Genomic DNA, 26,475 nt, shown 5'->3' on the forward strand with positions numbered 1-26,475 from the left:
CGAGGGGGCCACACCATTCCCGGGCGGGGCCGGGGGCGAGCCACGCCTCGGCGGCGGTCGCGGGATTCCCGCGGCCGTTCCGCGACAACGCCCACAGGCACGCATCGCAAGCTCGGTCACAACCGGTGCGACCACCTGCCGGGCGCGCCCCGCCCAACCGGTGCCGTCGGCGTCGTCCCGCACCCGGCGCACAGGAACACGGCCCGAACTCCCCCTCGCCACAAGGGGTCCTGCCAGCCGCCGGGTCCGCGCACCCAACGGTTTTCCGGTGCCGGACCTGCCAAGATGAACGGATGCCCACTTCGTACGACATCCCCGAAGTCCTGGACCGTCGCGAGGGACCCCACGGCGAGGTAGTGCTGCGCCGGCACGGCGAGTTGCTCCAGATCATCGCCAACGGCTGTTTCCTGATGGACACCTCGGACGGCCGCTCGGAGCGACGGCTCGTCGACGCGGCCCGGGACGCCCTCGACGACCGCCCGGAGCCAACGGTGCTGATCGGAGGTCTCGGCGTCGGGTTCTCGCTCGCACACGCCGCCGCCGACGGCCGTTGGGGCCGCATCACCGTCGTGGAACGCGAATCCGCGGTCATCGACTGGCACCGCGCGGGACCCTTCCACGACCTCACCGAACAAGCTCTCGCGGACCCCCGTACCGAGATTGTCGAGAGTGATCTGATCGAGTACGTCAATGAGACTTCCGCCACGTTCGACGCGCTCTGCCTGGACATCGACAACGGCCCCGACTGGACCGTCACCGAGGGCAACCACAGCCTGTACTCGGCGCCCGGACTGGCAAGCTGCGCAAGGGTGTTGAACCCCGGCGGGGTACTCGCGGTATGGTCCGCGCGGCCCTCTCCGGAATTCGAAGAAACCTTGTGGAATGCCGGGTTCAAACAGGTGCGTACCGAAGAGATCCCCGTTGCCCGGGGCGTTCCCGACGTCGTGCACCTCGCCGTCGGACCTGGATAGCCGAGCTGCGGTGACTCCCCGTACGCTGCTTCCCTGGCGCGGATCATTCAAGCGTCAATCGCAAGCATGCGCAGGCATGTGCCAGTAAACGGATCACCCCACGGATTCCGGAAAGCAACTTCAGGGGCGGGCGATGGAGCAGACACACACCTCCCACAACGGCACGGCGGCGACCCCGGGCGCACAGCGCCGGGTCCTCGTGGTCGAGGACGACCCGACCATCGTGGACGCCATCGCGGCCCGCCTGCGCGCCGAGGGATTCCTCGTGCAGACCGCGGGCGACGGACCCGCGGCGGTCGACACCGCGGAGGCCTGGCAGCCCGACCTGCTGATCCTCGACATCATGCTGCCGGGCTTCGACGGCCTGGAGGTCTGCCGGCGGGTCCAGGCGGCGCGGCCGGTGCCGGTGCTGATGCTGACGGCACGCGACGACGAGACCGACATGCTGGTCGGCCTCGGCGTGGGCGCCGACGACTACATGACGAAGCCGTTCTCGATGCGCGAGCTGGCGGCCCGCGTGCACGTGCTGCTGCGCCGGGTGGAGCGGGCGGCGATCGCCGCGTCCACCCCGCGCTCGGGCATCCTGCGCCTCGGCGAGCTGGAGATCGACCACGCCCAGCGCCGGGTGCGCGTCCGCAGCGAGGACGTCCACCTCACGCCCACCGAGTTCGACCTCCTGGTGTGCCTGGCGAACACCCCGCGCGCGGTGCTCTCCCGTGAGCAGCTGCTCGCGGAGGTCTGGGACTGGGCGGACGCCTCCGGCACCCGGACCGTCGACAGCCACATCAAGGCGCTGCGCCGGAAGATCGGCGCCGAGCGCATCCGTACGGTGCACGGCGTGGGCTACGCCCTGGAGACCCCGACGCCATGAGCGACGGGCCGGCGCGGAGAGGCCCCGGGGAGCCCTGGGGCGGCGTACGTCCGTTCTCGATCAAGACCAAGCTGGGCGCGCTGGTCGTCATCTCGGTCCTGATCACCACGGGTCTGTCGATGATCGCCGTGCAGACCAAGACCGAGCTGCGCTTCATCACGGTCTTCTCGATGATCGCCACCCTGCTGATCACCCAGTTCGTGGCGCACTCCCTCACCGCGCCGCTGGACGAGATGAACACGGTCGCCCGCTCGATCTCGCACGGGGACTACTCGCGCCGGGTGCGCGAGAACCGCAGGGACGAGCTGGGCGACCTGGCCGAGACGATCAACGTCATGGCCGATGAGCTGGAGGCGCAGGACCAGCAGCGAAAAGAGCTGGTCGCGAATGTCTCGCACGAGTTGCGCACCCCCATCGCGGGCCTTCGCGCGGTGCTGGAGAACATCGTCGACGGGGTCACCGAGGCCGACCCGGAGACGATGCGTACGGCGCTGAAGCAGACCGAGCGCCTCGGCCGGCTGGTCGACACCCTGATGGACCTGTCCCGCCTGGACAACGGCGTCGTCCCGCTCAGGAAGCGCCGTTTCGAGGTGTGGCCGTACCTCTCCGGCGTCCTGAAGGAGGCCAACATGGTCGCCTCCACGCGCGCGGGGATCGCCTCCGGCTCGGGCGGGCACACACGTACGGACGTCCATCTGCACCTCGACGTCTCGCCGCCGGAGCTCACCGCGAACGCGGACCCCGAGCGCATCCACCAGGTCGTGGCGAACCTGATCGACAACGCGGTCAAGCACAGCCCGCCGCACGGCCGGGTCACGGTCAAGGCCCGCCGGGGCGCCCTGCCCGAGTCGCTGGAGCTGGAGGTGCTGGACGAGGGTCCCGGCATCCCCCGGTCGGAGTGGCACCGGGTGTTCGAGCGGTTCAACCGCGGTGCCGTGTCGGCGCCGCACGGCCCGGGCAGCGACGGCGGCACGGGTCTGGGGCTCGCCATCGCCCGCTGGGCGGTGGATCTGCACGGCGGCCGGATCGGAGTGGCCGAATCCCAGCGGGGTTGCCGGATTCTTGTCACTCTTCCGGGAGAGCCTTCCGCGTCGAGTTGACGTAGGGTTCGAACCGGAGCCACAAGATCCACGGACGTCCGCGCAGCCGGACACGTGTGATCAGGCAGAGGCCCGCGCTGTCAGCGCGTCCGGCCTGGGGCGACCCGTACCTCGGAGAGCGGAACCACGCTTGTTTCCCGCCATTTCCCGGCACGAAACACGCTCTTTGATGTGACTTACGCGACGATGACCTTGCTCAGCCTGACCTACCCGGCCATGGAGGCGTAGCCTTTATTCCCGCTGTCCATCACCTTGTGAAGCGGAAGAGGGCGGTTGCCGCCGTGTCGCCACAGTCCCCCAGTAACGCATCGAGCATCTCGACCGACGCAGACCAAGCGGGTAAGAATCCCGCTGCCGCGTTCGGTCCGAACGAGTGGCTCGTCGACGAGATCTATCAGCAGTACCTCCAGGACCCGAATTCGGTAGACCGCGCCTGGTGGGACTTCTTCGCCGACTACAAGCCGGGAGCGCCCGCCGCCTCGGCTCCGGCGGCGCCCGCCGCCGCTCCGGCCACGCCGGCGGCTCCGGCCGCCCCCGCGGCTCCGGCGCCCGCCGCTCCCGCCCCGGCTCCCGCGGCGCAGGCCGCGGCCCCCGCCCCGGCCAAGCCGGCGCAGCCCGCACAGGCGCCCGCTCAGCCGGCGGCCAAGGCCGCTCCCGCCGCCAAGCCGGCCGCGAAGGCCGCTCCGGCCGCACCCGCCGCCGCAGCCCCCGAGGGCCCCGAGCTGGTGACGCTGCGCGGCCCGGCCGCCGCGGTCGCGAAGAACATGAACGCCTCGCTGGAGCTGCCGACCGCCACCTCGGTCCGCGCGGTCCCGGTGAAGCTGCTGTTCGACAACCGCATCGTCATCAACAACCACCTGAAGCGCGCCCGGGGCGGGAAGATCTCCTTCACGCACCTGATCGGCTACGCGATGGTGCAGGCCATCAAGGCCATGCCGGCCATGAACTACGCGTTCGGCGAAAAGGACGGCAAGCCGACGCTGATCAAGCCGGCGCACGTCAACCTCGGCCTCGCCATCGACCTGGTCAAGCCCAACGGCGACCGCCAGCTGGTCGTCGCGGCGATCAAGAAGGCCGAGACGCTGAACTTCTTCGAGTTCTGGCAGGCCTACGAGGACATCGTCCGCCGCGCCCGCGACGGCAAGCTGACGATGGACGACTTCACCGGGGTCACGGTCTCCCTGACCAACCCCGGCGGCCTCGGCACCGTCCACTCGGTCCCGCGTCTGATGCCCGGCCAGTCCGTGATCATGGGCGTCGGCTCCATGGACTACCCGGCGGAGTTCCAGGGCACCTCCCAGGACACCCTGAACAAGCTCGGCATCTCGAAGGTCATGACGCTCACCTCGACCTACGACCACCGGGTCATCCAGGGCGCCGCCTCCGGCGAGTTCCTGCGCCAGGTCGCGAACCTGCTGCTGGGCGAGAACGGCTTCTACGACGACATCTTCGAGGCCCTGCGGATCCCGTACGAGCCGGTCCGCTGGCTGAAGGACATCGACGCGTCGCACGACGACGACGTCACCAAGGCCGCCCGCGTCTTCGAGCTGATCCACTCCTACCGGGTCCGCGGCCACGTCATGGCCGACACCGACCCGCTGGAGTACCGCCAGCGCAAGCACCCCGACCTGGACATCACCGAGCACGGCCTCACCCTGTGGGACCTGGAGCGGGAGTTCGCCGTCGGCGGCTTCTCCGGCAAGTCCCTGATGAAGCTGCGCGACATCCTCGGCGTCCTGCGCGACTCGTACTGCCGCACCACCGGCATCGAGTTCATGCACATCCAGGACCCGAAGCAGCGCAAGTGGATCCAGGACCGCGTGGAGCGCGGCCACACCAAGCCGGAGCGCGAGGAGCAGCTGCGCATCCTGCGCCGGCTGAACGCGGCCGAGGCCTTCGAGACCTTCCTGCAGACGAAGTACGTCGGCCAGAAGCGCTTCTCCCTGGAGGGCGGCGAGTCCGTCATCCCGCTGCTGGACGCGGTCATCGACTCGGCGGCCGAGTCCCGGCTGGACGAGGTCGTCATCGGCATGGCCCACCGCGGCCGGCTGAACGTGCTGGCGAACATCGTCGGCAAGTCGTACGCCCAGATCTTCCGCGAGTTCGAGGGCAACCTCGACCCGAAGTCGATGCACGGCTCCGGTGACGTGAAGTACCACCTGGGCGCCGAGGGCACCTTCACGGGCCTCGACGGCGAGCAGATCAAGGTCTCCCTGGTCGCGAACCCCTCGCACCTGGAGGCGGTGGACCCGGTCCTGGAGGGCGTCGCGCGCGCCAAGCAGGACGTGATCAACAAGGGCGGCACGGACTTCACGGTCCTGCCGGTGGCGATCCACGGCGACGCGGCCTTCGCGGGCCAGGGCGTGGTGGCCGAGACCCTGAACATGTCGCAGCTGCGCGGCTACCGCACCGGCGGCACGGTCCACATCGTCATCAACAACCAGGTCGGCTTCACGGCCGCGCCGGAGTCCTCCCGCTCGTCGATGTACGCGACGGACGTGGCGAGGATGATCGAGGCCCCGATCTTCCACGTGAACGGCGACGACCCGGAGGCCGTGGTCCGGGTGGCCCGGCTGGCCTTCGAGTTCCGCCAGGCGTTCAACAAGGACGTGGTCATCGACCTCATCTGCTACCGCCGCCGCGGTCACAACGAGTCGGACAACCCGGCCTTCACCCAGCCGCTGATGTACGACCTGATCGACAAGAAGCGCTCGGTGCGCAAGCTCTACACCGAGTCCCTGATCGGTCGCGGCGACATCACCCTGGAAGAGGCCGAGCAGGCGCTGCAGGACTACCAGGGCCAGCTGGAGAAGGTCTTCACGGAGGTCCGTGAGGCCACCTCGCAGCCGGCCACGGCCGAGCCGTCGGACCCGCAGGCCGAGTTCCCGGTCGCGGTGAACACCGCGGTCACCGCCGAGGTCGTCAAGCGGATCGCCGAGTCCCAGGTCAACATCCCGGACAGCATCACCGTCCACCCGCGTCTGCTGCCGCAGCTGCAGCGCCGGGCGGCGATGGTCGAGGACGGCACGATCGACTGGGGCATGGGCGAGACCCTGGCCATCGGTTCGCTGCTCCTGGAGGGCGTGCCGGTCCGCCTCGCGGGCCAGGACTCCCAGCGCGGCACCTTCGGCCAGCGGCACGCGGTGATCATCGACCGTGAGACGGGCGACGAGTTCACTCCGCTGATGTACCTCTCCGAGGAGCAGGCGCGGCTGAACGTCTACAACTCCCTGCTCTCCGAGTACGCGGCGATGGGCTTCGAGTACGGCTACTCGCTGGCCCGCCCCGAGTCCCTCGTGATGTGGGAGGCGCAGTTCGGCGACTTCGTCAACGGCGCCCAGACGGTCGTGGACGAGTTCATCTCCTCGGCGGAGCAGAAGTGGGGCCAGACCTCCGGCGTCACCCTGCTCCTCCCGCACGGTTACGAGGGCCAGGGCCCGGACCACTCGTCCGCGCGCCCGGAGCGGTTCCTGCAGCTGTGCGCCCAGAACAACATGACGGTCGCGATGCCGACGTCCCCGTCGAACTACTTCCACCTCCTGCGCTGGCAGGTGCACAACCCGCACCACAAGCCGCTGGTCGTCTTCACCCCGAAGTCGATGCTGCGTCTGAAGGCCGCGGCATCGAAGGCGGAGGAGTTCACCACGGGCCAGTTCCGCCCGGTCATCGGCGACGCGTCGGTGGACCCGGCGGCGGTCAAGAAGGTCGTGTTCTGCGCGGGCAAGGTCTACTACGACCTCGAGGCCGAGCGTCAGAAGCGCGGCGTGACGGACACCGCGATCATCCGCATCGAGCGCCTGTACCCGCTGCCGGGTGCCGAGCTCCAGGCCGAGATCGCCAAGTACCCGAACGCCGAGAAGTACCTGTGGGCCCAGGAGGAGCCGGCGAACCAGGGCGCGTGGCCGTTCATCGCCCTGAACCTCATCGACCACCTGGACCTGGCGGTCGGCGCGGACGTCCCGCACGGCGAGCGCCTGCGCCGCATCTCCCGCCCGCACGGCTCGTCCCCGGCGGTCGGTTCGGCCAAGCGCCACCAGGCCGAGCAGGAGCAGCTGGTGCGTGAGGTGTTCGAGGCGTAAGCCTGTCCCGTACGTGGCAGGGCCGCACCCCGAGGGGGGTGCGGCCCTGCCGTTTATCCTGGTGGGCATGTACTTCACGGACCGTGGCATCGAAGAGCTGGAGAAGCGGCGCGGCGAGGAGGAGGTCACGTTCGAGTGGCTCGCCGAGCAGCTGCGGACGTTCGTGGACCTCAACCCGGACTTCGAGGTCCCGGTGGAGCGGCTGGCGACGTGGCTGGCGCGGCTGGACGACGAGGACGACGAGTAGTCGTCGGCTGTACGGCCGTACTGAGCGGGGTGCCCTGAGGGCGCCCCGTTCGTCGGTCCCGCGGGCCTCTCAGTCCCGCGGGCGCGTCACGTCGTACGCCAGCCCCAGCGCGCCGTGCGCCAGCAGCAGCACCCCCGCCGCGGTCCAGCCCGCGCTGCGCCGCCGTAGGCCGAGGGCCGCGAGCGGGAGGCCCGCGGCGAGCTGGACGGCGGCGAGCAGGCGGGCCTTGGGGGTGCCGGACCAGGGGAGCCAGGGGCCCAGACGGCTCGCGTCGACCGCGTCGAGCTCCGTGCGGACCGTCTGCCGCCAGCCCGGCCACTCGACCGCCCGCGCGTGGGGCTGGAGGCGGGCGGCGTGGCGCAGGCTGTCGGCGGGGTCGCCCGGAATCAGGCCGGGCGGCAGGGAGACCCCCGCGCGCGTGAGGACGGCGAGCAGGCCGCCGAGGCGGGCGCGGGCGTCGGCCTGGGGGTCCGGCTTGGTGAGCGCCTCCAGGGACTCCATGTCCAGGACGGGATCGAGGCCCAGGCGCGCGGCGAAGGTGCGCATGGCCTCGTCCTCGCCGACCGGGGTGCCGTTGGTGAGCCAGACGTAGCCGACGGGACGGCGGAAGCCGGACGCCAGGAGGTAGCCGGCGCGGTCCTCGTCCCACCACAGGGCGACGACGGGCCAGGGGGCGCCGACGGCGAGGGCGGTGGCCCAGCCGGTGAGCACACGGTCGACCGGCTCGCCGCCGTCCGTCCACGGCCTGCCTTCGGGGACGAGCACGCTCCACTGTTCACCCGCCGGGGTGAGCAGCATGCGTTCGCGCAGCAGGTGGGCGGCGGGGGCGACGTAATCCGGCACCGCCCGGCAGAGCAGCAGGGCTCCGGGAGTCGACATGGTCACACGCTAGGGCGTTTTGTCGTGGTTCGTCATATTCGAAGGCCCTCATGCTCCCCGAAAGAGTGTCTTGACTTTCCGTGCGCGCGATATATCGTGATTGACAGGAGACGCGATATGGCGTGTTGTCAGGGGAGGTCGTCACCATGTCCGAGTGGTCGGTCGAGGAGCCGCAAAAGCTCACCTTCGACGAACCGGTGCGGGAACTGCACGTACGGATCGTCAATGGAACGGTGAACGTGGTGGGCACCGACGAGGGTTCCGCCCGCCTGGAGGTCTCCCGGCTCGAAGGCCCTCCCCTGCTGGTCACGCAGGAGGGCGGCACCCTGACGGTCGCCTACGAGGACCTGCCCTGGAAGGGCTTCCTGAAGTGGCTGGACCGCAAGGGCTGGCGGCGCAGTGCCGTGGTCTCGCTCGCGGTGCCGGCCGACACCCGCGTCGAGGTGGGCGTGGTCGGCGCGGGGGCGGTGGTCTCCGGGGTGCGCGGTCCCTCGGTGGTGAAGGGAGTCACCGGCGACACCACCCTGGTGGGGCTCTCCGGCCCGGTGCGGGCCGACACTGTCTCGGGGAATCTGGAGGCGCAGGCGGTCACCGGGGACCTCCGCTTCAACTCCGTCTCCGGGGATCTGACGGTCGTCGAGGGGGCGGGGTCCTCGGTGCGGGCGGACTCGGTCAGCGGCTCGATGATCGTCGACCTCGACCCGGACGGCCCGACGGACGTCCGGCTCACCAGCGTCTCCGGCGAGATCGCCATCCGGCTGCCCCAGCCGGCCGACGCCGACGTCGAGGCCAACACCGCGAGCGGCACCATCTCCAACGCCTTCGACGGACTCCGGGTGCACGGCCAGTGGGGCGCCCACAAGATCACCGGCCGACTGGGCGCGGGCAACGGCAAGTTGCGGGCGACCACCGTCTCCGGCTCCATCGCCCTGCTGCGCAGACCACCCCGCGAGGAGGAACCCTGGGACGCGGAGGGCTGGGAGGAGGCCCCGGTGGAGAGCACACCGGCCGGCGCGGGAGAGAATTCCGACTCCGGCGCGGGTACGACGCCCTCCACCGAAGCCGACTCGGGCGACGACCGGGCCGACGGCACGACCGACAAGAAGGTGCTCTGACATGCCTCCCGTCTTCGCCCACGGCCGCCTGCGCCTGTATCTGCTGAAGCTGCTGGACGAGGCCCCGCGCCACGGCTACGAGGTGATCCGCCTCCTGGAGGAGCGCTTCCAGGGCCTGTACGCCCCCTCGGCGGGCACGGTCTACCCCCGGCTGGCGAAGCTGGAGAGCGAAGGGCTGGTCACGCACACCACCGAGGGCGGCAGGAAGGTGTACGCCATCACGGACGCGGGGCGGGCCGAACTGGCCGACCGCAGTGGCGAACTGGCCGACCTGGAGCTGGAGATCCGGGAGTCGGTCGCGGAGCTCGCCGCCGAGATCCGGGCCGATGTGCGTGGCGCCGCCGGGGATCTGCGGCGCGAGATGCGGGAGGCGGCGTCCGAGGCCCGCCAGGGCAACGGCGCCAAGGGGGACGCCCCCTTCGGTGACTTCACGGAGTACACCGACAAGGAGGCCTGGCGGGCGGCGAAGGAGGAGATGCGCCGCGCCAAGCAGGAGTGGAAGGAGCAGGCCCGGCGCGCCAAGGACGAGAGCCGCCGTGCCCGCGAGGAGGCCCAGCGCGCCCGGCGCCAGGCCAAGGAGGCGCAGGACCGGGCCCGCGCCCAGGCCCAGGAGGAGATGCAGCGCATCGCCAAGCGGGTCCAGGAGCATGTGCAGGACCACTTCACCCGGGGCGACTGGCCGACCGGTGTGCGCGAGGGCCTGACGGAACTGGCCAAGGAGTTCGGCGAGTTCGGGAAGGACTACGGCAAGGGCTTCGGCAGGGACTGGGACTTCGGCTTCGGCCGCCCCGCCACCGCGCCCAAGCCCCAGCCCTCGGACACCCCGGAGTACACGGACACCCCGGAGGACTTCCCCGGGACCTACGAACCGTCCTGGGCCCATGAGGCCCCCACCGCCGACCCGGCCCGCGACCTGGACCGCCTCCTGGACCGCTTCCGGGACGACATCCGCGACGCGGCCCGCGACCACGGTGTCACCCCGGACCAGCTCCGCGACGCCCGCCGTCATCTGTCGACAGCGGCGGCCCACATAGCGGCACTGCTCAAGACACCGAAGGCCTGACCCCCGGCCCCGAAGACCGAACCCGGAGGGCACTGAGGTCCCCCCGGAAGGTCTGCCCGGAAGGCACCGGCCGGTCACCCGGCCTTGGCCTGGCCCCCGCCCTCTCCGTACAGCACCCGGGTGAGGGACAGGTTGGTCACGCCGTGGTCGGCCAGGGTCTCGGCCGCCACTCCGGGACGGGCGGTGAGGGCGAGGAGGATGTGCTCGTCGCCGATGTGGCGGTCGCTGTGGGCGAGAGCGATCCGCAGCGACTGCTCCAGCGTCCTCTTGGCCTCCCGGCCGAACGAGGGGCGTCCCTTGCCCTTCCGGCCCCCGGACATCGCCCCGACGCCGTGCACCTCCTCGACCCGGGCGACGATCTCCGTGACGTCGATGCCGAGACCCGCCAGGGCGTCGGCGTCGGCCCGGGACAGACCGGCCCGCCGCCGGGCCGCGCCGAGCGCCTCCCGCACCGACTCCTTGCGCTCCGCGAGTCCCGCCGCGGCCAGCGCGAAGGAGGCGCGGCTGCCTTCCCGGTCCAGCAGCGCGAGCAGCAGATGCTCGGCGTCCACCGTGCCGGCCCCTGACCGTTCCGCGTGCTCGACCGCGCCCAGGACGACCGCCCGGGCATCCTTCGTGAACCGCTCGAACATCAATGCCTCCCGTACTTCTTGTGCACGGCCTGCCTGCTGACACCGAGCTCCGCGGCGATCTCCTGCCACGACCACCCCTGATTGCGCGCACTGCGCACCTGCACCGCCTCCAGCTGCTCCAGCAGCCGGCGCAGCGCGGCGACGGCCCGCAGGCCGACCCGGGGGTCGTGGTCACCCGCACGCTCGGCGAGATCCGTTGCCTCACTCATGACGTCAACCTACGTTGACAGCCCGAGGTATGTCAACCAGAGTTGACACACCCGGGACGCGAAAGGCGGGCCCGGACAACACCCGGACCCGCCTGGCCGAACCCCGAACCGCGCTCAGGAGTTGGTGAGCACGATCTTTCCGAACAGCTCTCCCGTGGCCATCCGCTCGAAGCCCTCACGCGCCCGGTCCATCGGCAGCACGTCGTCGATGACGGGCCGCACACCCGTGGCGGCGCAGAAGGCGAGGAGGTCCTCCAGCTCGTCCTTGGTCCCCATCGTGGAGCCGACGACCTTCAGCTCCAGGAAGAAGATCCGGGTCAGCTCGGCGTGCGAGGGCCGGTCGCCGCTGGTGGCACCGGAGATGACCAGCGTGCCCCCGGGCTTGAGCGACTTCACCGAGTGCGACCAGGTCGCGGCGCCCACGGTCTCGATGACCGCGTCGACCCGCTCCGGCAGCCGCGCACCCGACTCCACCGCCTCCAGGGCGCCGAGCTCCAGGGCTCGCTTCCGCTTGGCCTCGTCCCGGCTGGTGGCGAAGACCCGCAGCCCCGCCGCCTTGCCGAGCACGATCGCGGCCGTGGCCACCCCGCCGCCGGCGCCCTGCACCAGGACGGAGTCACCGGGCCGTACGCCCGCGTTGGTGAAGAGCATCCGGTACGCCGTCAGCCAGGCCGTGGGCAGACAGGCGGCCTCCTCGAAGGACAGCTCCTTCGGCTTGGGCAGGACGTTCCACGTCGGTACGGCGACCTGGTCGGCGAAGGTGCCCTGGTAGCGCTCGGTGAGGATGGAGCGGGGCTCCCTGGGGCCGACCCCGTGCCCGCTCTGACCGATGACGGAGTGCAGGACGACCTCGTTGCCGTCCTCGTCGACGCCGGCGGCGTCGCAGCCGAGGATCATCGGCAGCTTGTCCTCGGCGAGGCCGACGCCCCGCAGGGACCAGAGGTCGTGATGGTTGAGGGAGGCGGCCCTGACATTGACGACACTCCAGCCGGAACGGGCCTCGGGGGCGGGACGCTCCCCCAACTCGAGCCCGGTGAGCGGCTGGTCGCGGTCGATGCGGGCGGCGTAGACGGCGAACATGACCTTGACGATAGGCTCCGGCGGCGGCGCGGGGAACCGAGGGACCGTGTGACACATGCCCTCTTGCGGCAGACAGGGGTCCGCGTCACTCCACCCGTCGCAGGCCCATGGCCCCAGACCACCCGACCGGCCCAACCCCCGGGTAAAAAAATGACCCCGGCCGAAGATCCCGGCCGGGGCCACCTCGGTCAGCGCTCACTCAGCGCCGAGCCACACCCTCGGCACGCGCCGCGGCGGCGACCGCCGCCGTGACCGCCGGAGCGACCCGCTCGTCGAAGGGCGACGGGATGACGTAGTCGGCGGCCAGGTCGTCGCCGACCACGGACGCCAGCGCCTCCGCCGCCGCGATCTTCATGCCCTCCGTGATGCGGGAGGCCCGCACCTGGAGCGCGCCCGCGAAGATGCCCGGGAACGCCAGCACGTTGTTGATCTGGTTCGGGAAGTCCGACCGGCCCGTCGCCACGACCGCCGCGTACTTGTGCGCGACCTCCGGGTGCACCTCGGGGTTCGGGTTGGCCATCGCGAACACGAAGGCACCCTCCGCCATGGAGGCCACCGCGGGCTCCGGCACCGTGCCGCCGGAGACGCCGATGAAGACGTCGGCGCCGGCCAGGGCGTCCTCGAGCGACCCGGTGAGCCCGGCCTTGTTGGTGAAGGAGGCGACCTCGCGCTTCACGTCGGTCAGATCCGCACGGTCCGCCGAGATGATGCCCTTGCGGTCCGCCAGCGCGACATCGCCGATACCGGCCTCGACCAGCATCTTGGCGATGGCGACCCCGGCCGCACCGGCGCCCGAGATGACCGCCCGGAGCTGCCCGATCTCCCGCCCGCTCAGCCGCGCCGCGTTCCGCAGCGCCGCCAGCGTCACGACCGCCGTACCGTGCTGGTCGTCGTGGAAGATCGGGATGTCGAGGGCTTCCTGCAGCCGCCGCTCGATCTCGAAGCACCGGGGCGCCGAGATGTCCTCGAGGTTGACGCCGCCGAAGGAGGGCGCGAGACGGACCACCGTCTCGACGATCTCGTCGACGTCGGTGCAGTTCAGCGCGATCGGCACCGCGTCCACGCCGCCGAACTGCTTGAACAGGATGGCCTTGCCTTCCATCACCGGAAGGGAGGCCTCAGGACCGATGTCACCGAGTCCCAGCACGGCCGTACCGTCCGTCACGACGGCGACGACCGACGACTTCCACGTGTAGTCGTACACGAGCTCGGGCTGCTCGGCGATGGCGCTGCACACTTTCGCCACGCCGGGCGTGTACGCGAGGGACAGGTCGTCCTTGTCGCGGACCGGCACGGTGGCTTGCACTGCCATCTTGCCGCCGCGGTGCAGCGCGAACGCGGGGTCGAAGGAATCCAGGGGCTCCGCCCCGCCGTCCTGACCCGTATCGCTGTCGCTGCGAGGATTGACGATCTCCGCTGCCACTTTGTCTGACCCCTTAAGTATTCATGGTTTGAGGGTGACCACTCCCAGGTGAGGGGTGGGCGGGCACCGCGCACAGCCCAGTTACCGATACGTACGGTCACTTGAGGGCACATACGCGACGGGCGCGCCGCACACGCGCCCTGAGCCCCGGATGAGGGGTGTAAAGCACCTTCTTACCGGACGGACGGCGTCGGGGACGAGTCCAATACGTGCAAGCTCACATGGCGGAACGAAGAACGATCATCGATCACCGCATACCGGTGACATGAATCATGCGATGTCATAAGGACAATTGCCCGAACCCCCTTGACGCGCGCGCCACTCGGACTCAGGTGCGATGAGGGCGGGGCCGTCCGGTGATCCGCATACTGAGATGCGCCGAAGATCTTCCGGCCGGAAGCGGGGATTCCCGCAGATGATGCGGTCACGATGTACCGACCTGGTGGGGTTCGGGGGTAACCCGTTATCCGATTTTGACATAGCTGGCCCCCTGAATCGCTCAGTCCGAATGGCAAGATGCCGTAATCACACGAGGTCGCGACACTCGAAGACGTGTGCTCTCGTCGACCCATCGGCAACTCCACCCATCCGCCGGAGGAACCCACCATGACCGCAAGCTCCACCCGTCGTACGACCGCCACGCGCCGCCGGCTGGCAGCGGTCGGCTCGATCGCGGTCGCAGGCGCACTGATTCTCACCGGTTGCGGTGACCAGACCGACAGCGGCAGCGACAGCTCGGAGTCGAAGGAGACCGGGAAGTCCAGCACCGCTCCCCTCTTCTCCAAGCTGCCCAAGAAGATCCAGGACGCCGGCGAGATCCAGGTCGGGACCAACGCCGAGTACGCCCCCATGGAGTACCAGGAGGGCGGCAAGATCGTCGGTGTCGACCCCGACATCGCCGCCGCGCTGGGCGAGCAGCTGGGCGTCGAGTTCAAGTTCACCTCCGGATCGTTCGACGGCCTGATCACGTCCCTGAACTCGGGCCGCTACGACATCGCCATGTCCTCCATCACGGACAACAAGCAGCGCCAGGAGGGCCTGGACGACAAGGGCAAGAAGCTCGGCCCGGGTGTCGACTTCGTCGACTACTTCGTCGCCGGCACGGCCGTGTACGTCCAGAAGGGCAACCCGAAGAAGATCAACTCGATCGAGGACCTCTGCGGCCAGACCGCGGCCGTCCAGCGCGGCACGACGTACGAGCAGGCGCTGAAGGACCAGTCCAAGAAGTGCACGGACGGCGGCGACAAGGCGATCAAGATCGAGTCGTTCGAGAATGACACCGAGGCCCAGACCCGAGTGAAGTCGGGCGGCGCGGTCGCGGGCGTCAACGACTACCCGGTCGCTGTCGACCTGGCCCGCAAGGCCGACGGCGGCAACGCCTTCGAGGTCGTCGGCGAGCAGATCGACGCCGGCCCCTTCGGCATCGCCGTGAACAAGGACAACAAGCAGCTCACCGAGGCGCTCGAAGCGGCCGTCAACGCCATCATCGAGGACGGCACCTACACGAAGATCCTCGAGAAGTGGGGCGCCGAGACCGGTGCCATCGACAAGGCCACGGTCAACGGCGGCAAGTGACGGTCCGAGCACCATTGAAGGGCAGTCACCGTGACTGACAAGTTCGACAAGGAGCCGGCCGACGCGAAGCCGTCGGCCGGGGTCTCCAAGGAGGGCTCGGCCCTCCCGCCCGAGGCGATCAAGGCGATCCCGGTCCGCCACTACGGCCGCTGGGTCAGCGGTGTGGTCGTGCTGGCCCTGGTGGCCCTGCTGGTCAACGCGTTCGCGACCGCCGAGAAGATCCAGTGGAGCGCGGTCGGCGACTACGTCTTCGACTCCACGGTCCTCGCGGGCGCCGGCCGCACCCTGCTGATCAGCGTCCTCGCCATGATCATGGGCGTGGTCCTGGGCGTGATCCTGGCCGTCATGCGGCTCTCCAAGAACCCGGTGACGAGCTGGGTGGCCTGGGTCTACATCTGGTTCTTCCGCGGGACGCCGGTCTACGTCCAGCTGCTCCTGTGGTTCAACCTGGCGCTGATCTTCCCGGTCCTGAATCTCGGTCCGTTCTACAAGGACGAGATGGTGGACGTGATGACCCCGTTCATGGCCGCCCTGCTGGGCCTGGGTCTGAACGAGGCCGCCTACATGGCGGAGATCTGCCGCGCCGGCCTGATGGCCGTCGACGAGGGTCAGACCGAGGCCTCGCACGCGCTCGGCATGAGCCACGCGAAGACCCTGCGCCGGATCGTGATCCCGCAGGCGATGCGGGTGATCGTGCCGCCGACCGGCAACGAGTTCATCAACATGCTGAAGACCTCGTCGCTGGTGTACGCGGTGACGTACAACGAACTGCTGCGCGCCACCTCCACGATCGGCTCCACGAGCTACGCCGTGATGGAGATGCTGTTCGTGGCGTGCATTTGGTACCTGGTCATGACCAGCGTGTTCAGCGTCTTCCAGTACTACCTGGAGCGCCGTTACGCCCGTGGTTCGACCCGAAGCCTGCCGCCGACGCCGTGGCAGAAGATCAAGGCGAACCTGGGCACGCTCAGCCGCGGAAGGAGTGCGGCATGACCGCCATGGTGAAGGCCGAGGGCGTCCACAAGTCCTTCGGTGCCGTGAAGGTCCTCCAGGGCATCGACCTGGAGGTGCAGACCGGCGAGGTGTTCTGCCTCATCGGCCCCTCCGGCTCCGGCAAGTCGACGTTCCTCAGGTGCATCAACCACCTGGAGAAGATCAACGCCGGTCGGCTGTACGTCGACGGCGAGCTGGTCGGCTACCGCCAGAAGGGCGACAAGCTGTACGAGCTCAAGGACAGCGAGGTCGCGCTCCAGCGCCGGGACATCGGCATGGTGTTCCAGCGGTTCAACCTGTTCCCGCACATGACGGCCGTGGAGAACGTCATGGAGGCGCCGATCCAGGTCAAGGGAGTGAGCAAGACCCAGGCCAGGGAGCGGGCGCGGGAGCTGCTGGAGAAGGTCGGCCTCGGTGACAAGGCCGGGAACTACCCCTCGCAGCTCTCCGGCGGTCAGCAGCAGCGCGTGGCGATCGCCCGCGCGCTGGCGATGGAGCCGAAGCTGATGCTGTTCGACGAGCCGACCTCGGCGCTGGACCCGGAGCTGGTCGGTGACGTCCTCGACGTCATGCGCGACCTCGCCGAGTCCGGCATGACGATGGTCGTCGTCACCCACGAGATGGGCTTCGCCCGCGAGGTGGGCGACAACCTCGTCTTCATGGACGGCGGTGTGGTGGTCGAGTCCGGCAACCCGCGCGACGTCCTGACGGACCCGCAGCACGAGCGCACGAAGGCGTTCCTGTCGAAGGTCCTCTGACGCGGAACACGACGAAGGGGCGGTACGGGTCTCCCGTACCGCCCCTTCTCGCTGCGCGGGCTACTTCAGCGCCAGCAGCAGGGTGTCCGAGGGCGAGCACCACACCGGCCGCGCCTCCCCGAACCCCTTCTCGCGCAGTACGCGCGCGTGCCACTGCGCCGAGGGGGTGTCGCCGTCGGCGTGCTCGCCGTAGATCTCGAAGCGGCGGGCGGTCGGGGCGGCGAGAACCGGGTCCTGCGCGGCGACCTCCCACCACTCGGCCCAGTCCAGGGCCCCGTCCCGCTTGGCCCGCTCCATGAGGGCGTGCCGCTGCGCCCGCTCGGCCGCGTTGATCCGGGGCGTCGACTCGTCGATCATGTGGTCCGCGTTGAGGAAGACACCGCCGTCGCGTACGAGGTCCGCGACCTGGCCGTAGAGATCCGCGAGGGGTTCGCTGTGCAGCCAGTGCAGGGCCGTCGCGGTCAGCACGGCGTCGTAGGAGTCGTACGGCAGCTTCGCCGGCCAGTCGGCGTCCTTGAGGTCGGCGGTGACGAGGGTGACCCGCTCGTCGCCCGCGAAGGTGCCCTCGGCGATGGCGAGGAGAGCCGGGTCGAGGTCGACGCCCGTGCTCACCGCGTCCGGGAACCGGGCGAGCAGCCGGGCGGTGATCGAGCCGGTGCCGCAGGCCAGGTCGAGCACCCGGGGCGCGGGCCCGACGAGCGCCTCGACCATGTCGAGCATGATCCGGAAGCGTTCCTCCCGGTCGGGCATGTACCACTCCTGCTGCCGGTCCCAGCTCTCCTGCCAGGCCTGCCAGTCGGTTCCGGTACTCGTGGTCATGGAAGCCCCCTCCGCGGACGCGTACGTAATACCCTGGAAGCACGATCGTCTGTTACCCCGACCGCACCACGACCATAGAACGCCTCCGTAAGGACTACAAGTGGAACTGGCCTATTACTCGGACTACGCCGTACGTCTCGTCAACAGCGAGGACCCGGCCCGGGGCAAGGACACGCTGACGTCCGTCGAGGCCGTCCGCGAGCTGTTCGGCGTGAACCAGTCGGCGGCCCGCCGCGCCACGGACGCCGACGTGACCCGGTTCCGCTCGGTCCGGGCGCGGCTGCGCGCGGTCTTCGAGGCGGCGGACACCGGGGACGAGACCCTCGCCGTCGACCTGCTCAACTCACTGCTGCTGGAGTTCCCGGTCAGCCCGCAGATCTCCGGGCACGACTTCCGGGACGACGACGGCCGCCCGCTGTGGCACATGCACCTCGCGGACCACCCGTCGAACGTGACCGCGGGCTACGCGGCCATCGCGGCGATGGGCCTCGCCTTCCACCTCACCGAGTACGGCGTGGACCGGCTCGGCCTGTGCGAGGCGGCGCCGTGCCGCAACGCCTACCTCGACACCTCCACCAACCGCTCTCGGCGCTACTGCTCCGACCGCTGCGCCACCCGCGCGAACGTGGCCGCCTACCGCGCCCGCAAGCGCCTGGAGGCGGACCGGTCGGAGAGCACGGGCCGGACGGCGGACAGTGCCCAGAGCACCAGCGCGAACGGCGATCGCTGAGCCGCCTTGCGCGGCCGGAACCTCATCCGCACCTTGCCCAGCACCAGTTCGGCCGGCACCGTGCCGTAGTCGGTGCTGTCCCCGCCCGCGTACGCGTTGTCCCCGAGCACCCACCAGCCGCCCTCGCGGCGCTCCGCCGCCCGCTTGACGACCAGCAGGTCCTGCTGGAACGGATGACGCAGGACGACCACGTCACCGGGCCGGATCCGGGCCCCGTAGTGCACCAGCAGGCGGTCCCCGTGGTTCAGCGTGGGCACCATCGACGGCCCGGTCACCTCGGCCGGCCCGAAGGGCAGCAACGGCCGCCCGCGCTCGGTCTCCTGCGACAGTTCCGGCATCACCGGCACCTCCCCGGTCCTATCCTCCACCAGTCTCAGTCTGACCCTGGACTTTTGTCCTAAGCCCATGGGGGCACTCGCGAAAACCAGTCCCGCAGGGAGTAATGTCCCACCTGAGAAGACGATCACGAGGAAGGAATGCTCCATGCTTTCCCGCCTGTTTGCCCCCAAGGTCAAGGTCAGCGCGCACTGCGACCTGCCCTGCGGTGTGTACGACCCGGCCCAGGCCCGCATCGAGGCGGAGTCGGTCAAGGCCGTGCAGGAGAAGATGGCCGCCAACGACGACCCGCACTTCCAGGCCCGTGCGACCGTCATCAAGGAGCAGCGCGCCGAGCTCGCCAAGCACCACGTGTCGGTCCTGTGGAGCGACTACTTCAAGCCCCCGCACTTCGAGAAGTACCCGGAGCTGCACCAGCTGGTCAACGACGCCCTGAAGGCCCTCTCGGCCGCGAAGGCGTCCACCGACCCGGCCACCGGTCAGAAGGCCCTGGACTACATCGCCCAGATCGACAAGATCTTCTGGGAGACCAAGAAGGCCTGAGCGTCACAAGGTCTCGGTCGAGGGGTCCGGCCGGCCGGCCGGGCCCCTCGACTGTCATGCTGGCGGGGTGAACACCGAGGATCTGGTCCGCCTGCGGCGCGCGCGTGACCGTATGGACCGGGAGTACACCGAGCCCCTCGACGTCACCGCGCTCGCCCGGACCGCGCTGATGTCGCCGGGCCACTTCCAGCGCAGCTTCCGCGCCGCGTACGGCGAGACCCCGTACGCCTATCTCATGACGCGCCGGATCGAGCGGGCCAAGGCCCTGCTGCGGCGCGGCGACCTGAGCGTGACCGAGGTGTGCATGGCGGTCGGCTGCACCTCCCTCGGCTCCTTCAGCGCCCGCTTCACCGAGCTGGTGGGCGAGACGCCGAGCGCGTACCGGGCCCGCTCCCATGAGGACAGCGCGCAGATCCCCCCTTGTGTGGCCCGCCGCTTCACCCGGCCGAAACGCTCGTAGCGGCCTAGCCTGCTGCCATGGACATCAAGCTCAAGAACTGTTTCCTCGCCGTCGACGACCACGACAAGGCGATCGCCTTCTACCGGGACGTGCTGGGCATGGAGGTCCGCAACGACGTCGGGTTCGAGGGCATGCGCTGGGTGACCGTGGGCTCGCCGGCCCAGCCCGACGTGGACATCGTGCTGGAGCCGCCGGGCGCGGACCCGAACATCTCCCCCGCCGACCGGGAGGCCATGGCCGGCCTGCTCGCCAAGGGGGTGCTGCACGGGGTCAACTTCACCACCGACGACTGCGACGCCCTCTTCGCCCGGGTGCGGGAAGCCGGCGCCGACGTCATCCAGGAGCCGATGGACCAGCCGTACGGCATGCGCGACTGCGCGTTCCGGGACCCCGCGGGGAACATGCTGCGGTTCATGGAACCGAACGGCTGACCCGAACAACTGATCTACGATCGCGTCCATGACCATCCGCTGGACGTACGCCTTCGTCGACCGCCCGGTCGCCGCCTTCGGCCCCGCCTGCGACTTCTGGACCGTCGTCACGGACACCGGCCTGTCCGGACTCCGGGGCGATCAGGGCGAGTTCGTGACCCTGCTGCCCGCATCGGCCGACCCCTGCGTCAAGGTCCAAGGGGTCGCCGAGGGGGACGGCGGGGCCCATCTGGACTTCGCCGTGGAGGACGTGCCGGGCTTCGTGGAACGGGCGCTGCGCACCGGCGCGGAACAGGTCGCCGAGCACGACGGCTGGTCCGTGCTGCGCTCCCCGGCCGGGCAGTTGTTCTGCGCGGTGCCCTGGGCCGGGGAGGCGGTACGGCCGCCCGTGGTGCGCGGCACCCGCCTCGACCAGGTCTGCCTCGACACCCCGCCTTCGCGCTACGACGCCGAAGTCGCCTTCTGGAACGTCCTGTTGCCCGAGTGGGAGTCGGCGCCGGGTTCCCTCCCGGAGTTCCACGTGGTCAAGCCGCCGCCGGGACTGCCGATCCGCATCCTGCTCCAGCGACTCGGCGAGGAACGCCCGGCCTCGGCCCACCTCGACCTGGCCTGCGCGGACCTGGAGGCGACCCGGGCGGCCCACGAGGAGCTCGGCGCCAGGCTGGTGCGCCGCGGCGGCCACTGGCTGGTGCTGCGCGACCCCGCGGGCGGCACGTACTGCCTGACCGGCCGCGACCCGCACACGGGCGGCCTGCCCTAGCGGGCCGTCGAGTAGGCGCACAGCACCACTGTCCCGTCCGGCCGGGGGGACGGTGTCTCGTCCGGCCCCGGGCAGTCGGAGTCGTCGTGCACGGGGTCGTGTGCGTCCGCGGGGTCGTGTTCCGCCTCCTGCCACTGGTACGGCCCCTGAGGCTCCCCGGTGTCCTGGAGCCACAGCGTGAGCCCGCCGGCGACGGCCACCGCGACCGCCCACAGCACAACGGCCCACCGCCATAACCGGCGCCACCGTGTCACGCCCACGGCTCCACCCCCACCACGGCGTCGACCGGGATCGGCCCGTACACGTGCGGGAACTCCTCGCCGCCGGGCTCGGCGGCCTCGTAGCGCACGGGCACGCGGAGGCGGTCGGGGTCCACGACCAGGACCACGAGATCGTCGAGATCGGAGAAGAACGACGCCGCCACTCCCGGGAGTTGGACGCGCGTCGAGCAGTGGATGAACCCCTCCTCCCGGAGGGTCCGCCCGCGCGTGGAGATCTCGTAGGTGCCCGTCGCCCGGGCCGCGTCCCACTGGGAGCGCCGGGTGAGATGCAGGATCGGCTCGCTCATGTGTTCACGTTACGGCGTCAGCCGCGCCGCCCGCCCGCGCAAGTACCGCTGCTCCGGCAGGCTCATGGTCTGCGCGGCCGCCGACTCGTAGGCGGCGCGGGCCTCGTCGTGGGCCCCGGCCCGCTCCAGCAGATGTCCCCGTACGGCATCCCGCCGGTGCCCCAACTCCCCCTCCAGCGCGTCCACCTCCGCGAGCCCCGCCTCCGGTCCGAGCACCATGGCGACGGCGACCGCGCGGTTCAGGCGCTCCACGGGACCGGGCACGAGGCCCACCAGGACGTCGTACAGGCCGAGGATCTCCCGCCAGTCCGTGGCGTCCGCGGTCGGCGCCTCGTCGTGCACCGCGGCGATGGCCGCGCGGAGCTGGTACGGCCCCGCCGGGCCCGAGCCGAGCGCCCGCGTGACCAGCGCGACGCCCTCCTCGATCGCGGCCTTGTCCCAGCGCTCCCGGTCCTGTTCGTCGAGGGGCACGAGGTCGCCGTGCGGGCCGGTGCGGGCGTCACGGCGGGCGTCGGTGAGCAGCATCAGCGCGAGCAGCCCGGTCACCTCGCCAGTGTCGGGGAGCAGCCGGTGGACCATCCGGGCCAGCCGGATCGCCTCGCCCGCGAGCTCGCGGCGCTGCAAACTCCGGCCCGAGGTCGCCGTGTAGCCCTCGTTGAAGATCAGGTAGAGGGTGTGCAGGACGGCGGGCAGCCGCTCGGCCCAGTTGTCGGGGCGCCCGAAGCTCACCCCGCGCACCTTCTGCTTGGCCCGGCTGATGCGCTGGGCCATGGTGGCCTCGGGCACCAGGTACGCGCGGGCGATCTCCGCCGTGGTGAGACCGCCGACCGCACGCAGGGTCAGCGCGACCTGCGCGGGCGCGGTCAGATCGGGATGGCAGCACAGGAACAGCAGCGACAGGCTGTCGTCCTCGCGGGGAGCTCGGTCGGCACCGGAGGCGAGGCGCTCGCCGAGGGCCACCGCCCGCTCCTCCCGCGCCCGCCGGGCGTCCTCCGCCCGCAGCGCGTCGACCAGCTTCCGCGAGGCCACCCGGATGAGCCAGCCGCGCGGATTGCCGGGCACCCCGGCCGACGGCCACTGCCCGGCCGCAGCGAGCAGCGCCTCCTGTACGGCGTCCTCGGCGGTGTCGAAATGGCCGTACCGCCGTACGAGCGCGCCGAGGACCTGCGGCGCGTTACGGCGCAGCAGGTCCTCGACGGAGTCGCTCACGGGAGTCGTGTCGTTCGCCGGGCTCAGACGTCTCCGGCGTCCTCGCCGATCGGCCGGATGACGACCGGGTACACCGGGGCGCCCTCGGGCTGGGGGCACTCCAGGACCCGGGCGGCGATCTCGGTGACGCGCTCCAGGCTCGCGCAGTCCAGGACCCAGTAGCCGGCCAGCAGCTCCTTGGTCTCGCCGTACGGGCCATCGGTGATGACAGGCTTGCCGTCCGCGCCGAGATTGACGTGCCGGGCCCGGGCGGGCTCGGTCAGGCCCTGGGCGTCGATCATTTCGCCGCTCTCGGCGAGCTCGTCGTTGAGAGCGCCCATGAACGCGAACATCGCCTGGACGTCCTGTTCGGTCCAGGCCGGGGAGTTCTCGGACGCCCGGCCCTTCATCGCCTCGTAGTCCACCTGGCTGCCCTGCACCATGACCAAGTACTTCATGACTCGCTCCTTCGTCTCGCGCCGCCGTTGGGGCGGCTCTCACAGGGGACGTCGGAGCCGGGCCCGCGTTCTCGACATGGTTCGGGTCGGAGTTTCAGGGACTGCTCGCGGCGGGTTCCTCGGGTTCCTCCCGAGGCGCGGGCTCCTCCGGGCGCCCGGCCTCCTCGGGACGCCCGGACTCCTCTCCGCGCTCGGGCGCCGCGTGACCCCCCAGCTCCGCGAGACGCTCGCGGTGGAGGCGGCGCCGGTGGTGGTAGTGGGAGTGGTGATCCTGGATCTCTTCCTCGGCGCCCTCCACGACGAAGGCCTCGCACTTGGGGTTGTGGCAGGGGCCGGCCACCCAGCGCGGTACCCACGTGCCCAGCGTCTTGTGGCGCCGGACGACCGTTTCGACGGACTGTCCGCAGACGGGACAGGCGTGTTCTTCGCTGTCCATGCCATCCAGGGTAGGCCGGTCAGCGCTTCCGTGCGTAGGTGCGGACCAGCACTCCGTTACCGAACGTCCGGACGTCCTCCAGGGTGAAGTCGGTGGCGGAGAAGTCGGTGCCGAACATCGGCATGCCCGCGCCGTACACCTGGGGGTAGGTCTTGATCACCAGTTCGTCGATCTCGTCGAGCAGTGCGCCCGCCACCTGGGAGCCGCCGCAGAGCCAGATGCCGAGCTCGCTGTCCTCGGCCTTCAGCTCCTTGATCCGGGCGACCAGGTCGCCCTCGATGACGGTGACGTTCGGGTCCGGGGAGGCGCCGAGGGTGCTCGAGGCGACGTACTCGCGCAGATGGCCGTACGGGCTGGGGATGCCCGCGTCGAGGCCGAGCTGATAACTGCCCCGGCCCTGGATCACGGTGTCGAAGTGCAGGTTCTCGGCGCCCTTGAGGCCGAGCTGGTCCCGGCCGTGGACGGCGATGGTCTCGGGCCAGGTCGAGGCGAGGTAACCGACGAACTCCTCGTCCAAATAGGTGAACATCGACGTGGCGTCGCCGTCCGGGTCTCCGATGAAGCCGTCGATGGAGCAGGCGACGAAGTACGTGAGCTTGCGCAAGCGGGTCTCTTTTCGTGGGCTGCGAAGTGAAGTGCTTCAGTTGTAGTACTTCGGTTGTAGTGGTCGCAAGCCCATATCGAGGGCGGGCTTGAAGTGGGAGAGACCATTCCGCTACGAGTCAGCGCGCGGCCCCGGCTCAGCGCGCGCGGTCTGCGGCTCAGCGCGCGGCCTGCGGCTCCCGCCACATCGGGTACATCTGCGGGCCGTCGGGCAGGTCGAGCGCACCGCCGAGGAGCGCGAAGCCGAGACGCTCGTACAGCCTGCGGCTGCGGTCGCTGCTCGCCTCCAGGTACGCGGGCACACCGTCGCTGTCGCAGCGGTCGAGCACCGCGCCCATGAGCGCGGTGCCGAGGCCCTCGCCCTGCCGGTCGGGACGGACGCCGATCATCCACAGGTACTCGTGGGCGCGGTCCGCGGGGTGGATCTCGGCGGTGAGCCTGGCTATCAGCTCGACGCGTTCGTTTTCCGGGTCCACCGCCTCGCGGACCTGGGCGGCCCCGTCGTCGGCGTCGTGGTCCCCGTCCCCGGCGGGGGTCGGCAGCCACAGTGCGCAGGCCGAGCCGTCCGCGGTCACGTCGATGCGGCCGTCGGCCAGCACGATGTCGGTGAACGCCGCCATCAGCCGGTGGTGGGTCGCCCTGCGGTACTCGGCTCCGGGGAAGACCCAGCCGCTGACCGGATCGTCCTGGAAGGCCTCGTCCAGCAGCCGCACCACCAGCTCCCGGTCCGCCGCGGTCGCCGTCCGGATCGCCACACCCATGTTCCGCCCCTTCGTCGCAATCGGCCTTGATCGTAAGGGGGTTGGGGGTGGCGTGGCGGGGGCGCCCGGACATTGACGGGATTACGTTCCGTCGTGGGAATGCGCGAGCCCCGCACACCGTGGGGATGTGCGGGACCCGCTGAACCGGAGCCGGCGACCGTGCGGGGTCAGGAGCCGCACGGCCACCGGTCCGGGGTCTTCACGTGCTGCGGCGGGTGACGAACTCGGCCAGGGCCAGCAGGGCACCCGCTGCCTCCGGGTCGGGAATCGCTCGGGCCAGCTCCTGCATCGCGCGGGCCATTCGGTCGGCGGCCTGGACCTGCGCCCAGTCCCGCCCGCCCGCCTGCTCCACGGCGAGTGCCGTGCGCGCGGTCTCCTCCTCCGCCGTCAACCCGCCCTTTCCGTACGGCACTTCGTACAGCTCGGCCAGCTCCGCCGCCGCCGGGGTGCCGGAGGTCAGCGCGGCGACGACCGGCAGCGACTTCTTCCGGGCGGCCAGGTCCGCGCCGGCCGGCTTGCCCGTGCGCCGGGGGTCGCCCCATATGCCGATCACGTCGTCGATGAGCTGGAAGGCGAGCCCGGCCTCCCGCCCGAAGGAGTCCATCGCCTCGACGTCCTCCCCCGCCGCGCCCGCGTACAACGCGCCGACGGCGCAGGCGCAGCCCAGCAGTGCCCCCGTCTTGGCCTCGGCCATGGCGAGCGTCTCGTCGAGGCCGATGTCGGCGCAGGGGCGTGTCTCCAGGGCCGTGTCCGCGTGCTGACCCTCGCACAGCTCGACGACGCACGCGGTGAGCCGGGCGGTGGCCGCGGTGGCCGCCGGATGCGGATCCTCGGCGAGCAGTCGCAGGGCGAGCGCCTGGAGGGCGTCCCCGACGAGGATCGCGGCCGGGTCACCGAAGACGGTCCAGACGGTGGGCCGGTGCCGCCTGGTGGGGTCCCGGTCCATCACGTCGTCGTGCAGCAACGTGAAGTTGTGCACCAGCTCCACCGCCGCGGCGGCCCGTACGGCGGCCCTGCGAGCCGCCGGACCGCCGAGCGCCTCGGCCGCCGCGAGGACGAGCGCGGGACGGATCGCCTTGCCGGTGCTGCCCTCCGCCGGTGAGCCGTCCGCGTGCTGCCATCCGAAGTGGTACAGCGCGACGCGGCGCATGGCGGCGGGCAACGAATCGATGGCGGCACGCAGTTCGGGGTCGACGGCCCCCCGCGCGCGCTCCAGGATCGCCATCGCCTCCTGCCCGTCGAGCGAACCCGGTCCGGCGTGTGTCTGGGTCCCGATGGGCCTCCGCCTTTCACGCGTCTCGGTCGCTCGCCGCCTCCCCGCGGGGAGTTGCCGCGGCTGAGCCATGTCTGTCATGCACTCGCCCACAAGGCGCGTACCCCCAGGATG

The 26,475-nt window shown here is 70.6% G+C and carries 30 protein-coding genes; 15 read left to right on the forward strand and 15 right to left on the reverse strand.

Going from position 1 to position 26,475, the window contains the following annotated elements; translation table 11 throughout:
* Positions 1-293 precede the first annotated feature (293 nt).
* From ACWDRW_RS04385 to ACWDRW_RS04405, 5 genes are all read left to right on the forward strand, one after another.
* On the forward strand, positions 294-971 hold the full coding sequence (locus tag ACWDRW_RS04385) for a spermine/spermidine synthase domain-containing protein (RefSeq protein ID WP_451719919.1): 678 nt from the start codon (positions 294-296) through the stop codon (positions 969-971).
* A gap of 133 nt (positions 972-1,104) precedes the next feature.
* A complete protein-coding gene (locus tag ACWDRW_RS04390) occupies positions 1,105-1,842 on the forward strand; it encodes a response regulator transcription factor (RefSeq protein ID WP_451719922.1) in 738 nt (245 codons plus the stop codon).
* Positions 1,839-2,942 (forward strand): ATP-binding protein, encoded by a 1,104-nt coding sequence (locus tag ACWDRW_RS04395; protein ID WP_451719925.1) that lies wholly within the window; start codon positions 1,839-1,841, stop codon positions 2,940-2,942. Before ACWDRW_RS04390 ends, ACWDRW_RS04395 begins: the two co-directional genes overlap by 4 nt.
* Positions 2,943-3,223: 281 nt before the next feature.
* On the forward strand, positions 3,224-7,021 hold the full coding sequence (locus tag ACWDRW_RS04400) for a multifunctional oxoglutarate decarboxylase/oxoglutarate dehydrogenase thiamine pyrophosphate-binding subunit/dihydrolipoyllysine-residue succinyltransferase subunit (protein WP_451719928.1): 3,798 nt from the start codon (positions 3,224-3,226) through the stop codon (positions 7,019-7,021).
* 67 nt (positions 7,022-7,088) lie between these two features.
* Positions 7,089-7,268, forward strand: coding sequence for a DUF6104 family protein (locus ACWDRW_RS04405; RefSeq protein WP_003992906.1), 180 nt, complete (start codon positions 7,089-7,091; stop codon positions 7,266-7,268).
* Positions 7,269-7,337: 69 nt separating this feature from the next.
* Here the strand turns inward: ACWDRW_RS04405 and ACWDRW_RS04410 are convergent, their stop codons facing one another.
* On the reverse strand, positions 7,338-8,147 hold the full coding sequence (locus ACWDRW_RS04410) for a hypothetical protein (protein WP_451719931.1): 810 nt from the start codon (positions 8,145-8,147) through the stop codon (positions 7,338-7,340).
* 146 nt (positions 8,148-8,293) lie between these two features.
* Between ACWDRW_RS04410 and ACWDRW_RS04415 the strand changes: the two genes are divergently transcribed.
* Both ACWDRW_RS04415 and ACWDRW_RS04420 read left to right on the forward strand, forming a co-directional pair.
* The gene (locus tag ACWDRW_RS04415; RefSeq protein WP_451719934.1) at positions 8,294-9,262 is read left to right on the forward strand and encodes a DUF4097 family beta strand repeat-containing protein; all 969 of its coding nucleotides are present in this window, start codon (positions 8,294-8,296) and stop codon (positions 9,260-9,262) included.
* Between the two features lies 1 nt (position 9,263).
* Positions 9,264-10,325, forward strand: coding sequence for a helix-turn-helix transcriptional regulator (locus ACWDRW_RS04420; protein WP_451719936.1), 1,062 nt, complete (start codon positions 9,264-9,266; stop codon positions 10,323-10,325).
* A 74-nt stretch (positions 10,326-10,399) separates the two neighbouring features.
* Here ACWDRW_RS04420 and ACWDRW_RS04425 read toward each other — a convergent pair whose 3' ends face one another.
* The 4 genes from ACWDRW_RS04425 to ACWDRW_RS04440 all read right to left on the reverse strand — a co-directional run bounded on the left by ACWDRW_RS04425 (position 10,400) and on the right by ACWDRW_RS04440 (position 13,669).
* Positions 10,400-10,957, reverse strand: coding sequence for a Clp protease N-terminal domain-containing protein (locus tag ACWDRW_RS04425; protein WP_451719939.1), 558 nt, complete (start codon positions 10,955-10,957; stop codon positions 10,400-10,402).
* Positions 10,957-11,166 carry a helix-turn-helix domain-containing protein gene (locus ACWDRW_RS04430; RefSeq protein WP_451719942.1) on the reverse strand — a complete coding sequence of 70 codons (210 nt, stop codon included), beginning with the start codon at positions 11,164-11,166 and terminating at the stop codon, positions 10,957-10,959. The genes ACWDRW_RS04425 and ACWDRW_RS04430 overlap by 1 nt, the downstream gene beginning before the upstream one ends.
* Positions 11,167-11,280: 114 nt before the next feature.
* Positions 11,281-12,246 (reverse strand): zinc-binding dehydrogenase, encoded by a 966-nt coding sequence (locus ACWDRW_RS04435; RefSeq protein ID WP_451719944.1) that lies wholly within the window; start codon positions 12,244-12,246, stop codon positions 11,281-11,283.
* A gap of 199 nt (positions 12,247-12,445) precedes the next feature.
* Positions 12,446-13,669 carry an NAD(P)-dependent malic enzyme gene (locus ACWDRW_RS04440; RefSeq protein ID WP_451719947.1) on the reverse strand — a complete coding sequence of 408 codons (1,224 nt, stop codon included), beginning with the start codon at positions 13,667-13,669 and terminating at the stop codon, positions 12,446-12,448.
* Positions 13,670-14,275: 606 nt separating this feature from the next.
* Here ACWDRW_RS04440 and ACWDRW_RS04445 point away from each other — a divergent pair.
* Genes ACWDRW_RS04445 through ACWDRW_RS04455 form a run of 3 tightly spaced genes read left to right on the forward strand, consistent with a single transcriptional unit; the run spans position 14,276 to position 16,995 of the window.
* Complete coding sequence (locus ACWDRW_RS04445) at positions 14,276-15,244, forward strand: ABC transporter substrate-binding protein (protein WP_451719949.1); 969 nt, start codon at positions 14,276-14,278, stop codon at positions 15,242-15,244.
* A 30-nt stretch (positions 15,245-15,274) separates the two neighbouring features.
* A complete protein-coding gene (locus ACWDRW_RS04450; protein WP_451719952.1) occupies positions 15,275-16,237 on the forward strand; it encodes an amino acid ABC transporter permease in 963 nt (320 codons plus the stop codon).
* A complete protein-coding gene (locus tag ACWDRW_RS04455) occupies positions 16,234-16,995 on the forward strand; it encodes an amino acid ABC transporter ATP-binding protein (RefSeq protein WP_451719954.1) in 762 nt (253 codons plus the stop codon). The genes ACWDRW_RS04450 and ACWDRW_RS04455 overlap by 4 nt, the downstream gene beginning before the upstream one ends.
* 60 nt (positions 16,996-17,055) lie before the next feature.
* On the opposite strand, the gene ACWDRW_RS04460 is transcribed toward ACWDRW_RS04455, so the two are convergent.
* On the reverse strand, positions 17,056-17,814 hold the full coding sequence (locus ACWDRW_RS04460; protein WP_451719957.1) for a class I SAM-dependent methyltransferase: 759 nt from the start codon (positions 17,812-17,814) through the stop codon (positions 17,056-17,058).
* A 100-nt stretch (positions 17,815-17,914) separates the two neighbouring features.
* Between ACWDRW_RS04460 and ACWDRW_RS04465 the strand changes: the two genes are divergently transcribed.
* Positions 17,915-18,544, forward strand: coding sequence for a CGNR zinc finger domain-containing protein (locus tag ACWDRW_RS04465; protein WP_451719959.1), 630 nt, complete (start codon positions 17,915-17,917; stop codon positions 18,542-18,544).
* Here ACWDRW_RS04465 and sodX read toward each other — a convergent pair.
* Entirely contained in the window at positions 18,448-18,882 is a 435-nt protein-coding gene (gene sodX / locus ACWDRW_RS04470; protein ID WP_451720363.1) for a nickel-type superoxide dismutase maturation protease, read from the reverse strand. The two genes, ACWDRW_RS04465 and sodX, sit on opposite strands and share 97 nt — an antisense overlap.
* Before the next feature lie 145 nt (positions 18,883-19,027).
* Here sodX and sodN point away from each other — a divergent pair, with 145 nt between their 5' ends.
* The 4 genes from sodN (at position 19,028) to ACWDRW_RS04490 (ending at position 21,074) form a co-directional block, all read left to right on the forward strand.
* A complete protein-coding gene (gene sodN, locus ACWDRW_RS04475) occupies positions 19,028-19,423 on the forward strand; it encodes a superoxide dismutase, Ni (protein WP_020123534.1) in 396 nt (131 codons plus the stop codon).
* A gap of 67 nt (positions 19,424-19,490) precedes the next feature.
* Positions 19,491-19,883 carry a helix-turn-helix transcriptional regulator gene (locus ACWDRW_RS04480; RefSeq protein ID WP_451719961.1) on the forward strand — a complete coding sequence of 131 codons (393 nt, stop codon included), beginning with the start codon at positions 19,491-19,493 and terminating at the stop codon, positions 19,881-19,883.
* 17 nt (positions 19,884-19,900) lie between these two features.
* The gene (locus ACWDRW_RS04485; protein ID WP_451719964.1) at positions 19,901-20,314 is read left to right on the forward strand and encodes a VOC family protein; all 414 of its coding nucleotides are present in this window, start codon (positions 19,901-19,903) and stop codon (positions 20,312-20,314) included.
* A gap of 28 nt (positions 20,315-20,342) precedes the next feature.
* A complete protein-coding gene (locus tag ACWDRW_RS04490; protein WP_451719966.1) occupies positions 20,343-21,074 on the forward strand; it encodes a VOC family protein in 732 nt (243 codons plus the stop codon).
* On the opposite strand, the gene ACWDRW_RS04495 is transcribed toward ACWDRW_RS04490, so the two are convergent.
* From ACWDRW_RS04495 to ACWDRW_RS04530, 8 genes are all read right to left on the reverse strand, one after another.
* Entirely contained in the window at positions 21,071-21,292 is a 222-nt protein-coding gene (locus ACWDRW_RS04495) for a hypothetical protein (protein ID WP_451719969.1), read from the reverse strand. The genes ACWDRW_RS04490 and ACWDRW_RS04495 overlap by 4 nt on opposite strands.
* A gap of 32 nt (positions 21,293-21,324) precedes the next feature.
* A complete protein-coding gene (locus ACWDRW_RS04500; protein WP_451719972.1) occupies positions 21,325-21,642 on the reverse strand; it encodes a DUF952 domain-containing protein in 318 nt (105 codons plus the stop codon).
* Between the two features lie 9 nt (positions 21,643-21,651).
* Positions 21,652-22,851: an RNA polymerase sigma factor gene (locus ACWDRW_RS04505; RefSeq protein ID WP_451719974.1), complete on the reverse strand. Its 1,200-nt coding sequence runs from the start codon at positions 22,849-22,851 to the stop codon at positions 21,652-21,654.
* A gap of 23 nt (positions 22,852-22,874) precedes the next feature.
* On the reverse strand, positions 22,875-23,288 hold the full coding sequence (locus ACWDRW_RS04510) for a YciI family protein (protein ID WP_451719976.1): 414 nt from the start codon (positions 23,286-23,288) through the stop codon (positions 22,875-22,877).
* Positions 23,289-23,382: 94 nt separating this feature from the next.
* Positions 23,383-23,724 (reverse strand): hypothetical protein, encoded by a 342-nt coding sequence (locus tag ACWDRW_RS04515; RefSeq protein WP_451720382.1) that lies wholly within the window; start codon positions 23,722-23,724, stop codon positions 23,383-23,385.
* 19 nt (positions 23,725-23,743) lie between these two features.
* Complete coding sequence (locus tag ACWDRW_RS04520; RefSeq protein WP_451719979.1) at positions 23,744-24,328, reverse strand: dihydrofolate reductase family protein; 585 nt, start codon at positions 24,326-24,328, stop codon at positions 23,744-23,746.
* Positions 24,329-24,485: 157 nt separating this feature from the next.
* Positions 24,486-25,088: a GNAT family N-acetyltransferase gene (locus tag ACWDRW_RS04525; RefSeq protein WP_451719981.1), complete on the reverse strand. Its 603-nt coding sequence runs from the start codon at positions 25,086-25,088 to the stop codon at positions 24,486-24,488.
* A gap of 199 nt (positions 25,089-25,287) precedes the next feature.
* On the reverse strand, positions 25,288-26,454 hold the full coding sequence (locus ACWDRW_RS04530; RefSeq protein ID WP_451719983.1) for a family 2 encapsulin nanocompartment cargo protein polyprenyl transferase: 1,167 nt from the start codon (positions 26,452-26,454) through the stop codon (positions 25,288-25,290).
* Positions 26,455-26,475 lie beyond the last annotated feature (21 nt).

The sequence above is a fragment of the Streptomyces sp. NPDC003635 genome (assembly GCF_053587635.1).

Bases quoted from the DNA above. Each gene is read 5' to 3' on its own strand.
- ACWDRW_RS04385 (WP_451719919.1), top strand. From the start codon at position 294: ATGCCCACTTCGTACGACATCCCCGAAGTCCTGGACCGTCGCGAGGGA.
- ACWDRW_RS04390 (WP_451719922.1), top strand. From the start codon at position 1,105: ATGGAGCAGACACACACCTCCCACAACGGCACGGCGGCGACCCCGGGC.
- ACWDRW_RS04395 (WP_451719925.1), top strand. From the start codon at position 1,839: ATGAGCGACGGGCCGGCGCGGAGAGGCCCCGGGGAGCCCTGGGGCGGC.
- ACWDRW_RS04405 (WP_003992906.1), top strand. From the start codon at position 7,089: ATGTACTTCACGGACCGTGGCATCGAAGAGCTGGAGAAGCGGCGCGGC.
- ACWDRW_RS04410 (WP_451719931.1), bottom strand. From the start codon at position 8,147: ATGTCGACTCCCGGAGCCCTGCTGCTCTGCCGGGCGGTGCCGGATTAC.
- ACWDRW_RS04415 (WP_451719934.1), top strand. From the start codon at position 8,294: ATGTCCGAGTGGTCGGTCGAGGAGCCGCAAAAGCTCACCTTCGACGAA.
- ACWDRW_RS04420 (WP_451719936.1), top strand. From the start codon at position 9,264: ATGCCTCCCGTCTTCGCCCACGGCCGCCTGCGCCTGTATCTGCTGAAG.
- ACWDRW_RS04425 (WP_451719939.1), bottom strand. From the start codon at position 10,957: ATGTTCGAGCGGTTCACGAAGGATGCCCGGGCGGTCGTCCTGGGCGCG.
- ACWDRW_RS04430 (WP_451719942.1), bottom strand. From the start codon at position 11,166: ATGAGTGAGGCAACGGATCTCGCCGAGCGTGCGGGTGACCACGACCCC.
- ACWDRW_RS04435 (WP_451719944.1), bottom strand. From the start codon at position 12,246: ATGTTCGCCGTCTACGCCGCCCGCATCGACCGCGACCAGCCGCTCACC.
- ACWDRW_RS04445 (WP_451719949.1), top strand. From the start codon at position 14,276: ATGACCGCAAGCTCCACCCGTCGTACGACCGCCACGCGCCGCCGGCTG.
- ACWDRW_RS04455 (WP_451719954.1), top strand. From the start codon at position 16,234: ATGACCGCCATGGTGAAGGCCGAGGGCGTCCACAAGTCCTTCGGTGCC.
- ACWDRW_RS04460 (WP_451719957.1), bottom strand. From the start codon at position 17,814: ATGACCACGAGTACCGGAACCGACTGGCAGGCCTGGCAGGAGAGCTGG.
- sodX (WP_451720363.1), bottom strand. From the start codon at position 18,882: ATGCCGGAACTGTCGCAGGAGACCGAGCGCGGGCGGCCGTTGCTGCCC.
- sodN (WP_020123534.1), top strand. From the start codon at position 19,028: ATGCTTTCCCGCCTGTTTGCCCCCAAGGTCAAGGTCAGCGCGCACTGC.
- ACWDRW_RS04485 (WP_451719964.1), top strand. From the start codon at position 19,901: ATGGACATCAAGCTCAAGAACTGTTTCCTCGCCGTCGACGACCACGAC.
- ACWDRW_RS04490 (WP_451719966.1), top strand. From the start codon at position 20,343: ATGACCATCCGCTGGACGTACGCCTTCGTCGACCGCCCGGTCGCCGCC.
- ACWDRW_RS04500 (WP_451719972.1), bottom strand. From the start codon at position 21,642: ATGAGCGAGCCGATCCTGCATCTCACCCGGCGCTCCCAGTGGGACGCG.
- ACWDRW_RS04510 (WP_451719976.1), bottom strand. From the start codon at position 23,288: ATGAAGTACTTGGTCATGGTGCAGGGCAGCCAGGTGGACTACGAGGCG.
- ACWDRW_RS04515 (WP_451720382.1), bottom strand. From the start codon at position 23,724: ATGGACAGCGAAGAACACGCCTGTCCCGTCTGCGGACAGTCCGTCGAA.
- ACWDRW_RS04525 (WP_451719981.1), bottom strand. From the start codon at position 25,088: ATGGGTGTGGCGATCCGGACGGCGACCGCGGCGGACCGGGAGCTGGTG.